Source organism: Promicromonospora sp. MS192 (assembly GCF_049532985.1).
Lineage (GTDB): Bacteria > Actinomycetota > Actinomycetes > Actinomycetales > Cellulomonadaceae > Promicromonospora.
Genome location: NZ_CP186693.1, coordinates 1498731 through 1511525, shown reverse-complemented (window position 1 = coordinate 1511525; position 12795 = coordinate 1498731). Strand labels below are relative to the sequence as shown.

Here is a 12795-nt window from a genome sequence, read left to right as displayed (position 1 = left end):
GGCCCAGGACGCTGCCGACAATCTGCGCGCTGGGCTGGACGGTTCACCCGCCGGGCCGCGCGAGAGACCCTGAACGGTGCAGTACCGCACCGCGCTGCAGAGTGCACAGGTCCTGTTCTGACCAACACGCGCCAGGTGAGCGACACGTGCCTGTAGTCCAGGTGGGCTGGGCGCCTCAGGGGGCTTAGTGGTCGTCGTTCAGGGACGTCGACCACTTCAGGACAGTCGTCCCGCTACAGACCTTGAGCGCGACCTCGACCACGCGGCCGTCGGTCAGGAACACGGTTCGCAATGTCTGTGTCACGATGACTGATCCCGTGAGCCCCAGGGCCGCGCTCTCGGGCTCGGTGGCGAGCCTGGAGGTCACTTCTTCGAGCACGTGGCTCTGCGCGGCCCCGAGCCGCTCGCTGGCCAATTCGCGTGAGCCACCGGTCGAGACCGGCTCGGCCAGTTCCGGAGCAGCCTGAACGACGTAGGCGGGGTAGTAGGACGACGAAAGATGGACGGGGAAGCCACCGCGGCTCACGACCCTGCGGCGTACCTGGACCGGCGATCCTGGCTCGACGCCCAGCCGTGCGGCGACCGTCTCTTCGGCGCCGACCGTACCGACCTCGACGATCGTGGAGACTTCTCCCGTGGCCAATGCGGCACCCGTGGTCGCGTGCGTGCGGACGCGCGTCGCGATGTTGTCGCTCCCGTAGTCCGTCACGACCGTGCCTGCACCGGTGCTGGCGCTGGTCAGGCCTTCCTTCTTGAGCGCGGCGTAGGCCCGCACTGCTGTCGCGTTGGACACTCCCCACTGGTCCATGACCTGTCGGAGCGTCGGCATCCGGTCACCAGGGCGCAGGTCTCCATCGCGGATCTGAGCCCGGAAGTGCTCGGCGATTGCAGCGTATCCAACAGCTCGCGTCATGCCGCCGATCCCTCTTCTCTCCATCGGGTACTCCACCCCGTCGCTGTTTGCTCTACTCGTGGAGGTCCCCGAGCTATGTGGAGCACGATAGGGCACCTGCCTCCAGCATAGCCGCCGCGAACATCGTGAGCCAGGTTCGCCGGCGGGCCTGCATCTCTGCCAAGCCTGGCAAAGGGCCACCTTCTGCGCGCCGGCGGCTCAGCAACAGTTCGTGTCAGCGCCGCCCCTTCCCAGACTCTTGCTCTACATGCTATACCTTTGATGTAGAGCAAATGGGAGCGATGGAGATCACCATTGCCTGCTGCTGACCCCCAGCTGCGGGCACTCCTGGTCGCGGACCCTGCGAAGGGCCCGGTTGCCGAAGGACTCGAGGAGTTCGATGAACAGCACACGCAGCACGATCACCGGCACCGACGCCGTCGCGCACGCCGCCCGGGCCATCCCTCCCGAGGTCTTCCTCGGGGAGCATGGTGACGCGGTCAGGCCCATCACCTCCCCCGCCATCACCGTGCAGAGCTTGCGGGCGCTGAGACTCGAAGCGAACTTGCGGGTCCTGCAGATCGGTACCGGTTCCGGCTACGAGGCAGCCCTCATGGCTCATGCCGTGGGGCCAGGCGGTCACGTCCTGACCATCGACGCTGACGAGACACTGACCAGACGAGCCGGCGACCTGTTCGCTGCCCACGGCCACGGGGCGATCGCAGCAACGGGCGACCCGATGGCTGGGCACGCGGGCCGCGCACCCTATGACCGCATCGTCGTCCATGGCACCCCGGCCGCGATCCCCACCGCCTGGATCGACCAGCTCGCCCCTGGCGGGACCCTGGTCACCGGGGCGGCGGTCTCCGATCTGCCCGGCACCGATGCCGTCGCGCACATCACCAAGACTCCATGGGGCGACCGGGACGTCACGGTGCACGCAGGCCACCATCCGGCACTGACCGCCGCTACACAGACCGCCGCCCTCGCACCAGACGCCAACATCGTGACCGCCCACGACGACTCCGGGTACTGGCTGGCGTCGACCAGCGGCGACCCCGACGACGCAGCCGACCTCCTTGCCGCCCTGCGCACGGGCGCCGAAGAGCCCTGGCCGGGCGGGCCCGGTGAGTTCTTGGACCTGAAGCACTGGCTGCTTGCCCGCCGCCCGGCGGGCCTGTTCACCACCGTCACCGAGCACGGGGAAGGTATCGGGATCGGCGCCCGGGCCCCCCGCAGCACGGGCCTGGCCGCACGGCCCGACGGCCCGCCAGAGGCCGCGATGATCACTCCCACCCGCCTCGTGGCCAACCCGCAGCTGTCACTGCCCCGGGCACGGTTCCTGGACCTGATCGCCGACTGGCGAGCAGAAGGAGCACCGGCCACCCACGAGCTGACCGCCGTGATCATGCACGACAGCGACGGCTACCGAGTCCGCTTCCAGGACTGACCCCGACCTTCCCCCTCCTGGTCGAGGTGGCACCAGATCTCGGCCCCAGAACGAGAGCGAGCATCCCGATGATCGAGCTCCCGCTGTTGATCGGCTACCTGCTGGTGAGTGCAGCACTCGTGGTCGCGGCCGTCGCCGCCTACCGCCACTGACCGACCACCACGGGAGCCGGCCAGCCGGAACAACCGTGCCCACCGACCACGACGCCCGACCACGACGAGAGCAGCAAGGCCCGCACATCCGACCCACACCTCGACCACCCGACTGGGAGGCCTGCAGTGCCCACCGTGACAGACCGACACGCGACACATCGGATCGTGAGCGACTATCTCGATGACCTGGAACACCTGCTCCAGCACGCGGACGCCGCGTCGGTGGCCGTGATGGCTCCCGCCGAGCTGGGCCCCACCGTCCGCGCGCTGCAGGCGATCCTGGCCGACCATGTGCCTGAAGCCCAGGATCACCGGTGCACCGGTCCCGTCAGGCGGCTGTGGCGGCGAGCGTGGCAGCAGGTGTGCTCGTCCCGCGCATGGCAGCTCGCCTACCAGCACCTCATCGCCGCTGCGCCGGTCAACCCGACCGGGCCCATCAACGTCGTGGGTGGCCCCCGGTGAACCCCGCCACTGACAACCTCCTGGACCCAGCACCCGTGTCACGACCCACGACAACGGTCGAGCGCCCACCCGGGATGGCAGGACGGGACTACCAATGGGAGGCAGCCGTCCTGACCGCCTGGTGCGGCGTGCCGATCCTGCAGATCGACGCCCGCAATACCGTCCGTTCCCGCGGGCTCAAGACGGTCACGGTCACCGAGATCACCCTGACCGCGAGCACCACCACGCACGCCCAGATACTCGCGGCCCTCCTCGACCTGCCCCTGGTGCCCCCCGACCCGGATGTCGCGTGGCGCAGCTGGTCCGGCCGCGTGCCAGACCTGTCTGCGCAACAGCCCGTGCTGGTCACCGTGACCGCGCCGACCCCCCTCGGGGAGGCGCGATGACGCGCCGCCACACGCTGCACGCGCCCACGGCGGGCATCCGGCTGGCCGTGACCACGGCGACCACGAGCGTCCTGGACCCAGGCACTGACGAGACCGCCCGACGACACAACCTGGCACGCGAGCGCCTCCTGACCGTGACGTCGATCGCTCTGACGGTCGTGGGCGTCGAGCTCCTGCGGTCCTCCGTTCCGCATGAGCGGCCTTGGACACTCGCCACCGGACTCCTACTCGCCGCAGTGGCCTGCCGGGCGCTCCGACCGGCGCGCCGCACCTTGCCTGCCGCGCTGGTCGAGGTCCTCGAACCCCTCCGGACCACCACGCCGGCGCAGCCCGCACAGATCCACCGGCTCGTCTGGGAGGCATGCGACCTCCTGGCCGCCCAGGCGCACCCCGACACGCCATCCTGCCCAACCTGCACCAAGACCATCGCGCAGATCCAAGCCCGTCTGCGAGTGCTGGTCACCACAACCGCGCTGTCGCCCCGGCTTCCCGGGACAGCACACGCGGATACCCTCACCACGGGCCAGCACAGTTCGCGGGTGGCGGCTCGATCCATGCACACCGCGAAGACACGTTGAAGAGGTATCCCTGTGACGTCTGGGTTGGCTGATGCTGCGGGGCGTCGTGCACGCGCGAATCAGGGCTGGGACGCCGAGGAGTTGTCGTTCCGAGACCGGTTCTGGGACGAGGCCCGCTGGGATCTGGAAGAGCGGTGGCCGCGTGGGTTACGGGTCCGTGTGAACGCGGAGCCGCTGCTCTCGTGGGAGGGCGAGTCACTGGCCGGGCAGGAAGGTGCGATCCGCCGCAATCGTGTGCTCGCTGCCGATGATGGCGCCTGGGTCGCGTTCGACTCGGGAATGTCCGCGCTGATCCACTGGCGCCGTCTGGACGTGATCGCTGACCCGCTCGACCCGGCGACGCGGACGACCACAGATGACCCCGCCGCCAGTACGACCAACAACTGTCGTCACTCTAAGCGCTCATAACGCGAGCACGAGCAGATCCCGCCAGACTGACGTTTATGTGCGGCAGGTACGCCAACGCGCGTCGAGATCAAGAACTCGCCGACCGGTTCCATATCGCCGAGCTCGTCGGCGAAAGCCTCGGGCCGTCGTGGAACGTGGCGCCGACCCAGGACGTGCGGGCGGTGCTCGAGCGGGTGGAAGGCGGGCACGCGGTGCGTCAGCTGCGCACATTGCGGTGGGGGTTGGTGCCGTCGTGGGCGAAGGACACCAAGGCCGGGGCGCGCATGATCAATGCGCGGGTGGAGACGATCACGGAGAAGCCGGCCTTCCGCAAGGCGGCCTCGCGGCGTCGCCTGATCGTGCCCATGGATGGCTACTACGAGTGGCAGGCGCCCGAGTCGGGCAAGGGTCGCAAGCAGCCTTTCTACCTGACCGATCCAACTGGCGAGTCGCTGGCTGCGGCGGGCCTGTACGAGCTGTGGCCCGACCCGAGCAAGGACGACGGTGCAGACGGCCGGTGGCTCTGGACTCTCGCGGTCATCACGACCAACGCGACCGACACCCTCGGGCACATCCACGACCGCTCTCCGCTCCTGCTGCCGCAGGACTCCTGGGATGCGTGGTTGGACCCTGCGCTGACCGACGCCGGCGACGTCGACGCGCTCATCGCGACGATCCCCGAGCCGCGTCTGGCGCCCGTGAAGGTCGGCACTGCTGTGGGTAACGTCCGCAACGACGGCCCCGAGCTCGTGCACCCCGTCGAGTGATCGGGGTGCCCGCCCGTGACCGCGTCCCGGCGATAAGAGCGAGCACCCGCGGAAGCAGCGTGGGGAGGAACGCCGTCCTGTCGCCACGGCCCTCCGGTCAACCGGAGGCTGAGCCATACTGCCAGAGCCCGATGACCCGGGCGACCTCGGGCCCTGCCAGAACCGTCACCGTGACGAAGGCCGCGGCGCTCGGATCCCCGCCGGTCTGATACACCTGCGTGAACACGTGCTCACCCACCAGCGCGTTGGCCAACAACCACGTCATGCCCCTGGGGGCCGGTTGCTTCTTCATGCCGTCTTCCTCTCCGTGTGTCCCCCGCTTGTCCAGGGAGCTGACGCGAAGAAGACCCGCCGCGGCGGGTTACCGTCTCGGGCTGATGTGCCGCCGCTTGGACGTTTCGGCTCCGCGCTGTGGCTGCGCCTGGACGCCGACCAGGTCGAGGCCCTCGAGCTACCGGACGGGCCCGACGCCGGCGAGATCGCCGCCGCCGAGGAGCAGCGGCAGAACGTGGAGGCCTACGAGCTCTGGCGGCAATCCCTGCAGGCCGCCGGAGCCCCTCGGGGTTACTGCTCACTGGTGAGCGGAAGGTCAGCCGCGGCGGAAGTCTCACGGCGCCTTCATGCGTCAAGGTGGCCGCCTCGTGATGAGGGCCTCGGCTCTGGAGTCGCACCCAGTACCTGGCTGACAGGCCGGGAGTTTCCGCTCGCTGGTGAGCGGATAGCCCCCCAGCGGGAGGGTGCGTCGCGGGCGGCAGTCCTGTGACCAGGTCCGTTGTCGCGCTGCCGTTCCCGAGACCTACACTCGAACACATGTACTACCATCGTGCGGTCTGGGAGGCGTGATGTTCGCCCTGTCACCACGCCCCGCCAGCACCGGCGCCATCAGCCCCACCAGCACCACCGCGCTGCGAATCGCCCCGGTATCGGTCCCCGCGGGGTTCCCCTCCCCGGCGCAGGACTACTACGACGGCCCGATCGACCTCACCGACATGCTCGTCGAGGACCACGCGGCGACGTTCATCGTCCGGGCCGCCGGCGACTCCATGACTGAGGTCGGCATCAGCGACGGCGACGAGCTCCTCGTCGACCGGTCCAAGACGCCCCGGGACGGCGACGTCGTCGTCGCCGTCCTGGACGGTGAGCTCACCGTCAAGCGCCTCGAAGTCGGCCCTGGCGGGGTGGTGCTGCGGGCCGAGAGCACGTCGCACCCGGACATCGTCGTGCCCGAGCTGTCCGACCTGCAGGTGTGGGGCGTGGTCACCTACTGCATCCACCACCTGCGAGGTCGCCGGTGATCGCGCACGTCGACGTCAATTCCGCCTACGCCAGCTTCGAGCGCGTCTTCAACCCCGCCCTGGAGACGGTGCCCCTGGTCGTGCTGTCCAACAACGACGGCATGGTCGTGGCCGCGAGCAAAGAGGCCAAGCGCCTCGGCCTGGACCTCGGCAAGCCGTGGTTCGAACTGCGACCGGACGCTGCCCGGCTCGGCGTCGTGGCCGTGTCGAGCAACTACGAGCTCTACGGCGACATGAGCAGGAGGGTGATGGACGTCCTGGAGCGCTTCACGAGCGACCTGGACGTCTACTCGATCGACGAGGCCTTCCTGACCGTAGACCGGCGCACCTCCGCGGACCCGCAGGCCATGGCGCAGCTCGGGCACGACATCACCGATGCGCTGCGCAGGCTCCTGGGGGTACCGGTCTGCGTTGGCATCGCCCCCACGCGCACTCTGGCCAAGCTCGCCAACCGGGCCGCGAAGAAGATCCCCACCTTCGGCGGGGTCTGCGTGTGGCCCGCGACCGACCCGCAGTGGCGGGAGCGGCTGATGCGCGCGCTGCCGACCTCGGAAGTCTGGGGCATCGCCTCCCGCCTCCAGCAACGCCTCGGTGGGTACGGGATCATGTCGGTGTGGGACCTGGCCACCGCCAACCCCGCCCGCCTGCGCCGCCAGTTCACTGTCGTGGTCATGCGCACCGCGCTGGAGCTGCGCGGGGTGGCGTGCATCGGCCCCGAGGAAGACCGCACCGGCCGCAAGCAGCAGATCATCGTCTCCCGCTCCTTCGCGCAGAAGGTGACCACGGTGGCGGTGATGCGACAGGCGCTGAGCATCTACGCCCAGCAGGCCGCCTCCCGCCTGGTCAAGCACCACCAGGTCGCCCACAAGATCACTGTCTTCGCCGGCACCAGCCACCACGCCCAGGACAGGCACCACCCCACGATCACCGTGCGGCTCCCGTTCCCGACCGCGGACCCCGTCGAGCTGACCCGCGCCGCGCACCGCCTCCTGCCGCAGATCATGCACGGCGCGCGGTACGCCCGCGCCGGACTCCTGCTCACCGACCTGACCACCGCCGGGCAGCAGCGGCCGTTGGAGATCTTCGCCTCCCGGCACGAGGACGCCGGCATCGCAACCCTCATCGACCAGGTCCACAAGCACGTCGGCAAGGACATGCTCGGCCTCGGATACGCCGGCCTGCGCCCCGGCCCCGCCTGGCAGATGAAACGACCCATGCTCACCCGCAGGGCCACCACCCACTGGGCCGAGCTGACCACCGTCCGCGCCTGACCCCACCACCCCAACGCGTGCACGATCGGGGTGGCGCTCGACGGCTCGAGTCGTGCGCACGGCGAACGGCTCGCCCCTGACCCGAGTCCGGGCGACCCTGGGTCAGCGGGCGCGCATGCCCGCGGCGATGGCGACCTGGACCGCCGCGGGGTCGAGACCACCCGGGGCGTTGTCGCAGGCCGCCAGGGCCGCACGGATGCCGCCCAGGAGCACCAGGGTGTCGCAGTCGGTGTGCGCTTCGAGGTTCTCCTGGTCGTGCCGGTCCTGGATCCTGGCCAACGTCTCCTCCACGACCTGCCGCGCCGCGGACGGCGCGGCCGCCCGAGCGGCCGGGCCGGTGGTGGGCTCAAGGCGGCGCCAGGCACTGCCGGTGAGGGTCTTGGCGCTGATGGTCGACTCCCGCCCGACCAGGTCAGGTCGGGCTGGGTGCGCGACGTTCACCACGGTGAACGACAACGACCCCGTGGGCTTCTTCGCCCGGATCTGGATCGTCCGGCCGGCCTCCTCGGGGTGCTTCGAGGTCGTCATGAACGTCTCACCGATCCACTGCTGCGCCATCCGATGCCTCTCCCACGATCGCCTGCGAGTGTGCTGATCCTGTTCCGCCGAACGGGCGTCGGCGGACGCGCAGACAGTACCGCGCCGGCCTCAGGTCGAGACCCGGTTCCGCACCGCGCCATGCCCCGACTGCGCTCAGGTGTGACCCGAGCGCACCAGAGCCGGTGCCCGTGGGCGACCGGCGCGAGATGCTTGGCGGGTTGGGCCCGCGGTCCCGCTCCGGAGCGGTGACGTGTGCCGAGCCTCGGCTACTCGCCGTGTTCTGTCAGTGCGCAACCCCTGGCGTGTTGAACGCGTCCAAGGCGATGAGGCGCCCCGGCTCGCGGTCGGGACGCCTCATGACGGCTGGTGCGAGACCGCTGCGCAGTATCCCTCGGCACCCGAATTTATGTGCTGGCGGACAGGTCTCAGCAGGGTTCGACCCGGTTGTACGGCAAGGGGTCGAATGAATAGGGGGCCAGGCGGGGAGCGAACGTGAGAGCAGGCACGCCTGGGCCGGTAAACCGGACGGTTCCCACCTTGGGCCAAAGCTGGTGGTTGGCGACGGCACCGGCATTGATGAAGTTGGACAGCGTGCGCTCGTTGCAGTACCAGAGCTTAAAGACTGTGTGGCGGCCGTCGCCCTGACCAACCGCGATACACACATTTTCGTTCGGGCAGTTGTTCAGGAAGTAATTCCGCGCTTCGGTCGTCAGGTTGCGATGCGCTTCCTCCCATTCGGTGTAGAGCGGGGTCACGTTCGGCGTCCAGGCCGCGGGCGCCATCTCGCCGCTACTCGCGTCGCTCGTCACGTCGGTGACGCGGTTGCCGACTGGGACGGTGAGGTGTCGGTCGTCGTACGCCTGCGCTGCCTGGGTACCGCCGACGACGCAGAGAAGCGACATCAGCGCACTCGACAGCGTGGCGAGCCAGCGCTTCTGGAGTGTCATCTGGGTTCTCTTCCTGCTCCGCGCCGAGTTCACCGGGCACGGTGCCTGGCGTTGCGCGGAACACACCGAACCTATGCTCCGGCCGCTCGCACCTACCACAAACTTCGGTAGCGACCGAAAGTCGGTGCTGCGCTGTATCACACCAGGTTTCGATGCGGGCCATCATCGATAGGGTCAGTGACGCCGGTCACGGTGGCCGGGGGCTCAGATCGGTAGAGATCCTTCTATGTTCGTCAAGCCGGGCTGGGGGCTGGTTCGGTGGCGTTGAGGAGTCGGTAGATCTGGCGGGCGAGGTAGCGCTTGAGGAAGCGGCGGATCTCTCTGGTGGTGAGCCCTTCGGCGGCGCGTCGCTGAACGTAGGCGCGGGTGTCCGGGTCGTGGGCCATGCGGGTGATCGTCGCGGTGTGCAGGACCTTGTTCGGCTGGCAGTCCCCGCCGCGACCTGCCGCGCCGCGGACGACGACCCCGCCGCGACCGTCGGACCGGTGGTGGTCTCCAGGTGGCGCCAGGCGCCGCCGGTGAGGGTCTTTGCGCTGATGGTCAACCCCCGCCCGACCAGGTCGGGCCGGGCCTGGTGCGCGACGTTCACCGCGACGAACGACCGCACAGCGACAGCTTGGTTCTGCCGCAGGATCCGGATGGTCCTGACGGTGTCCTCTGGGCACTGAGAGGTCGTCGTGAACGTCTCGCCGATCTACTGCTGCGTCATCCATCCGATCCCCCTCCCGCTACCGCCTGCGAGTGTGCTGATCACGTCCCGCCGCCCCGGCGTCGGCGGACGCGCAGCCAGTACCGCGCCGTCCCCCGGGTCGAGCGGCCGTTCCGGCGCTGCGCCACGCGCTCACGGCGCTCAGGTGTCACGCGAACGTGCCAGAGGCTGGTGCCTGGGGGTGACCGTCGCGAGATGCTCGGCAGGTTGGGCGAGCGGTCCCGCTCACGGGTGCTGTCAGGCTTCAGGTCTGGTCCAGATCGGGCGTGGCGGCCCGGTCGCGCTGCCGGCGGCGCAGCCTGCGGATCACCTGCCGGGCCCGTGGCCCGGGAGCCTGGACGGCACGTCGCCCGTGCTCGGCCGCCGCCCGGCCCGTCTCGAACAACGGCACGCTCGTCGTGTAGCTCATCAGCTGCTCGTACTGATCAACGTCGAGCTGCCCTTCTATGACAGCGACGCGGGCGGCGAGGTTGTCGCCCATGTCGTGGCATCCGACCCAGCCCGCGCAGAGGCGCGCGTCCTGAGAGTAAATCACTGGCGATAGCAGGTCCTCGCTGCCCGGAACGTGTGCAACCCATCGCACACGTCGGTGCCTAGCTAAATGGACGCTCGCATGAGGCGGTCGATGGACGCATCGAAAATGGCGGCAGATTGACCGGCAGGCGTCAGCTCGTCTGGCGGCGAAGAACGCTCTCGCAGCCTGATCGTGCCCACCTCCAGCCGGCCAGGCGCCTCCCCTGGGCTGCCCCGACGACCAGGTCGAACCCATGAACATGGACGATGTCGCTGAGGTCGTCGACCCGGCCCTGGCACCTGACGACGTAGCCCGCCACGGTCTCGTACGGTCGGAGGCGACGATGTCGGCTCGGAACTGCCTCGTACGGCACGCGGCGCACCCCTGCCAAGGTGTTGTCGTGGGAGTGCGACGGATCCTGCGCGTTCACGGCGATGAACGCAACGGCGGGCATCAGGAGGCCCGAGAAGCACACTTTCCCCCAAGGGTCGCTAGAGCACGTGCAGGGATTCTTCACCCGCTACTTCTCTTGGCCGGGCTGGCGTGGGCACGTACCGTCGAAACGGAAGGTCACATTACGGGCATACCCGACACCGATGGGGGCTAAACATGCAAATGCGTGGAAAGTTTGCACTAGCCATCGCCGCAGCAATCACCATGACGCTCGTATCGTTCACGCCGGCGGCCGCCGGCGATGGGAAGGAGGGTCCTGGGCGCAACTCCGGCCTGAGCGCGAGCGAGTTTAAGTCCAGCGGGGAGAGGTTCAAGGAGGAATGCCCCAGCCAGAATGGCGCTGAGGGTTGTCTGCTTTTTGTGAGCGATGGAGTGTCCGACATGGAGGCGGCCGCTCTCGCTTACAGCCTTTACCACCTGGACGGGAAGGGTATCGATGCGTACCTGCACAACCTTTCCGCGGAACGCCGCTCGTCAGCTCAGGAAAAGTTGGACGCGCTCAACGAATCACCCGAGGCACTCAAGCGCGCTGCCGTAATTGGTTATGCAGACACCGAATTCGGCAACACCGCTCTGGCACCGTCTACGATTCTCACGACGCGCGACGCCGTCCAGGATTTCGAATTCGGGTTTTGCAGTGAGACGTGCACCGTGCTGCAGGTCGTGACAATTCATACATCGCTGGAACAGACGTTCTTTCCTGAGATGAACCTCTTTGGTGACATCACGGCCACCAATGGAACCTTCCAGGTCAGCCCATTCGACTGCAGGATGTGGCGACGCAACTTTCCGTTCCCCGACACCGTCGCCCACGACTTCACGACCTGCTCGCCAATGCAATTCCCATCAAGCTACCGGCAGATCTTCCTGGAGAGTTGGGAACATGAAAGCTATCTAGGTCAGTCATATCACATGGTGTACGAAGGCCTGGTGACACCTCGTCCCGACATTCTTGCGGATTGGGTGTTCGAGTACGCAAGCCAGCGCCACTGGATAGATTTCGCCGGGAACTTCGCCTGGCAGGACCTCTAGTCGCGGTCGCGCCACTCCCGAAGCTCGTCCTCCACCCTGCGCCGGTTCAGATCGTTGAGCCGGCGCAGTTGGACGTTCTCGATCACCTTGCGCTCGTCCGCGGTAAACCCCTCGAAAGCAGAGTCGTCCCCCGACAGGATCACATCCACCCACCGGTGTGGATCTTGCTGGACAAGGTGAACCAGTTCCATCTCGCGCTGACGGCTCAGATCGGTCATGCGACAAGAGTGCCAGAGGCAGCCACCTGGCGGAAGCGGACTCGAGGGCATCCAGCTGACGCCGAGAACGAATAACCGGTGTGGGTGCAGGTTCAGCCTGGCTGGCCGGAACAGCATGTCGAGCATCCCGCGCCAAGTCGACCAGGTACGCACACTATCTCCGGCGGGTGTTGAGGCGCTGACGCATCTGCAGTTCGTTCTCTTTGACTGCGGATCACCACGCCACGGCGACGTGATGAACCACGGCAGATCCTACGGACGCACGACGTCCCCGGGCAGCAGTCCATCCGGCCCCGCCCACGACCCGAGCACCCCAAGATTTCTCGTCGCCGCTCGTGCCGTCGACCCCGGCCGACAGCTCCAGCTCGTGACCGGGGCACGTCACCGTCAGGTGCCGTCCGCAGCCCCGATGCCGGCCGTCGGACGGCGCCGGAAGCGGGTCAGGTGTCGGGGACTTCCACCGGGTCGGGCAAGTCGAGCGCGTAGCCGATGCACACGGTGGGGTCATCGGAGGTGAGGGTGCTCAGCACGCCCCGGACCGCCTGGTGCGCGTAGTCGTAGTCCCGGTCGTCCGGGTCATCGGGCAGTGTCACGACCATGCCGATCGGCACCGTGTACCGCAGCTCCATGGGCCCATCGCCTCCACACCAGGGTCACCACCACGCAGAACCTACCCGAGAACGCCCCTGCACTGGCGTCTCTTGCCGTCGATCATCCTGATGCGCTCTGCCGGGACGTCGCG

Annotated in this window: 18 protein-coding genes; 10 read left to right on the top strand and 8 right to left on the bottom strand. The window is 68.2% G+C overall.

Annotated elements, in window-relative coordinates:
* Window positions 1-184 precede the first annotated feature (184 nt).
* Window positions 185-949: a GntR family transcriptional regulator gene (locus ACO229_RS06810; RefSeq protein ID WP_423464262.1), complete on the bottom strand. Its 765-nt coding sequence runs from the start codon at window positions 947-949 to the stop codon at window positions 185-187.
* A 343-nt stretch (window positions 950-1292) separates the two neighbouring features.
* Here ACO229_RS06810 and ACO229_RS06805 point away from each other — a divergent pair, with 343 nt between their 5' ends.
* The 7 genes from ACO229_RS06805 to ACO229_RS06775 all read left to right on the top strand — a co-directional run bounded on the left by ACO229_RS06805 (window position 1293) and on the right by ACO229_RS06775 (window position 5074).
* Window positions 1293-2342 (top strand): protein-L-isoaspartate O-methyltransferase family protein, encoded by a 1050-nt coding sequence (locus tag ACO229_RS06805; RefSeq protein WP_423464261.1) that lies wholly within the window; start codon window positions 1293-1295, stop codon window positions 2340-2342.
* A gap of 26 nt (window positions 2343-2368) precedes the next feature.
* Complete coding sequence (locus ACO229_RS06800; protein WP_423464260.1) at window positions 2369-2494, top strand: hypothetical protein; 126 nt, start codon at window positions 2369-2371, stop codon at window positions 2492-2494.
* Window positions 2495-2659: 165 nt separating this feature from the next.
* Complete coding sequence (locus tag ACO229_RS06795) at window positions 2660-2956, top strand: hypothetical protein (RefSeq protein ID WP_423464259.1); 297 nt, start codon at window positions 2660-2662, stop codon at window positions 2954-2956.
* Between the two features lie 128 nt (window positions 2957-3084).
* Window positions 3085-3342 carry a hypothetical protein gene (locus tag ACO229_RS06790; protein WP_423464258.1) on the top strand — a complete coding sequence of 86 codons (258 nt, stop codon included), beginning with the start codon at window positions 3085-3087 and terminating at the stop codon, window positions 3340-3342.
* Window positions 3339-3920 carry a hypothetical protein gene (locus tag ACO229_RS06785; RefSeq protein WP_423464257.1) on the top strand — a complete coding sequence of 194 codons (582 nt, stop codon included), beginning with the start codon at window positions 3339-3341 and terminating at the stop codon, window positions 3918-3920. Before ACO229_RS06790 ends, ACO229_RS06785 begins: the two co-directional genes overlap by 4 nt.
* Before the next feature lie 12 nt (window positions 3921-3932).
* On the top strand, window positions 3933-4328 hold the full coding sequence (locus tag ACO229_RS06780; RefSeq protein ID WP_423464256.1) for a hypothetical protein: 396 nt from the start codon (window positions 3933-3935) through the stop codon (window positions 4326-4328).
* Window positions 4329-4363: 35 nt separating this feature from the next.
* The gene (locus ACO229_RS06775; RefSeq protein ID WP_423464255.1) at window positions 4364-5074 is read left to right on the top strand and encodes an SOS response-associated peptidase; all 711 of its coding nucleotides are present in this window, start codon (window positions 4364-4366) and stop codon (window positions 5072-5074) included.
* A gap of 97 nt (window positions 5075-5171) precedes the next feature.
* On the opposite strand, the gene ACO229_RS06770 is transcribed toward ACO229_RS06775, so the two are convergent.
* A complete protein-coding gene (locus ACO229_RS06770; RefSeq protein ID WP_423464254.1) occupies window positions 5172-5366 on the bottom strand; it encodes a hypothetical protein in 195 nt (64 codons plus the stop codon).
* A 550-nt stretch (window positions 5367-5916) separates the two neighbouring features.
* Here ACO229_RS06770 and ACO229_RS06765 point away from each other — a divergent pair.
* Complete coding sequence (locus ACO229_RS06765; protein ID WP_423464253.1) at window positions 5917-6369, top strand: LexA family protein; 453 nt, start codon at window positions 5917-5919, stop codon at window positions 6367-6369.
* Complete coding sequence (locus ACO229_RS06760; protein ID WP_423464252.1) at window positions 6366-7640, top strand: Y-family DNA polymerase; 1275 nt, start codon at window positions 6366-6368, stop codon at window positions 7638-7640. The genes ACO229_RS06765 and ACO229_RS06760 overlap by 4 nt, the downstream gene beginning before the upstream one ends.
* Window positions 7641-7742: 102 nt before the next feature.
* Here ACO229_RS06760 and ACO229_RS06755 read toward each other — a convergent pair whose 3' ends face one another.
* The 4 genes from ACO229_RS06755 to ACO229_RS06740 form a co-directional block, all read right to left on the bottom strand.
* On the bottom strand, window positions 7743-8198 hold the full coding sequence (locus ACO229_RS06755; RefSeq protein ID WP_423464251.1) for a hypothetical protein: 456 nt from the start codon (window positions 8196-8198) through the stop codon (window positions 7743-7745).
* A gap of 407 nt (window positions 8199-8605) precedes the next feature.
* Complete coding sequence (locus ACO229_RS06750; protein WP_423464250.1) at window positions 8606-9127, bottom strand: hypothetical protein; 522 nt, start codon at window positions 9125-9127, stop codon at window positions 8606-8608.
* A 233-nt stretch (window positions 9128-9360) separates the two neighbouring features.
* The gene (locus ACO229_RS06745) at window positions 9361-9513 is read right to left on the bottom strand and encodes a hypothetical protein (protein ID WP_423464249.1); all 153 of its coding nucleotides are present in this window, start codon (window positions 9511-9513) and stop codon (window positions 9361-9363) included.
* A 567-nt stretch (window positions 9514-10080) separates the two neighbouring features.
* On the bottom strand, window positions 10081-10605 hold the full coding sequence (locus ACO229_RS06740; RefSeq protein ID WP_423464248.1) for a DUF6283 family protein: 525 nt from the start codon (window positions 10603-10605) through the stop codon (window positions 10081-10083).
* 402 nt (window positions 10606-11007) lie between these two features.
* On the opposite strand from ACO229_RS06740, the gene ACO229_RS06735 reads away from it, so the two are divergent.
* The gene (locus tag ACO229_RS06735) at window positions 11008-11835 is read left to right on the top strand and encodes a hypothetical protein (protein WP_423464247.1); all 828 of its coding nucleotides are present in this window, start codon (window positions 11008-11010) and stop codon (window positions 11833-11835) included.
* Here ACO229_RS06735 and ACO229_RS06730 read toward each other — a convergent pair.
* The gene (locus ACO229_RS06730) at window positions 11832-12053 is read right to left on the bottom strand and encodes a hypothetical protein (RefSeq protein WP_423464246.1); all 222 of its coding nucleotides are present in this window, start codon (window positions 12051-12053) and stop codon (window positions 11832-11834) included. The genes ACO229_RS06735 and ACO229_RS06730 overlap by 4 nt on opposite strands.
* A 440-nt stretch (window positions 12054-12493) precedes the next feature.
* Window positions 12494-12682 (bottom strand): hypothetical protein, encoded by a 189-nt coding sequence (locus tag ACO229_RS06725; protein WP_423464245.1) that lies wholly within the window; start codon window positions 12680-12682, stop codon window positions 12494-12496.
* Between the last annotated feature and the right edge of the window lie 113 nt (window positions 12683-12795).

Bases quoted from the DNA above. Each gene is read 5' to 3' on its own strand.
- ACO229_RS06745 (WP_423464249.1), bottom strand. From the start codon at position 9,513: ATGGCCCACGACCCGGACACCCGCGCCTACGTTCAGCGACGCGCCGCC.
- ACO229_RS06770 (WP_423464254.1), bottom strand. From the start codon at position 5,366: ATGAAGAAGCAACCGGCCCCCAGGGGCATGACGTGGTTGTTGGCCAAC.
- ACO229_RS06755 (WP_423464251.1), bottom strand. From the start codon at position 8,198: ATGGCGCAGCAGTGGATCGGTGAGACGTTCATGACGACCTCGAAGCAC.
- ACO229_RS06735 (WP_423464247.1), top strand. From the start codon at position 11,008: ATGACGCTCGTATCGTTCACGCCGGCGGCCGCCGGCGATGGGAAGGAG.
- ACO229_RS06775 (WP_423464255.1), top strand. From the start codon at position 4,364: ATGTGCGGCAGGTACGCCAACGCGCGTCGAGATCAAGAACTCGCCGAC.
- ACO229_RS06805 (WP_423464261.1), top strand. From the start codon at position 1,293: ATGAACAGCACACGCAGCACGATCACCGGCACCGACGCCGTCGCGCAC.
- ACO229_RS06785 (WP_423464257.1), top strand. From the start codon at position 3,339: ATGACGCGCCGCCACACGCTGCACGCGCCCACGGCGGGCATCCGGCTG.
- ACO229_RS06740 (WP_423464248.1), bottom strand. From the start codon at position 10,605: ATGGGTTCGACCTGGTCGTCGGGGCAGCCCAGGGGAGGCGCCTGGCCG.
- ACO229_RS06730 (WP_423464246.1), bottom strand. From the start codon at position 12,053: ATGACCGATCTGAGCCGTCAGCGCGAGATGGAACTGGTTCACCTTGTC.
- ACO229_RS06765 (WP_423464253.1), top strand. From the start codon at position 5,917: ATGTTCGCCCTGTCACCACGCCCCGCCAGCACCGGCGCCATCAGCCCC.
- ACO229_RS06750 (WP_423464250.1), bottom strand. From the start codon at position 9,127: ATGACACTCCAGAAGCGCTGGCTCGCCACGCTGTCGAGTGCGCTGATG.
- ACO229_RS06725 (WP_423464245.1), bottom strand. From the start codon at position 12,682: ATGGAGCTGCGGTACACGGTGCCGATCGGCATGGTCGTGACACTGCCC.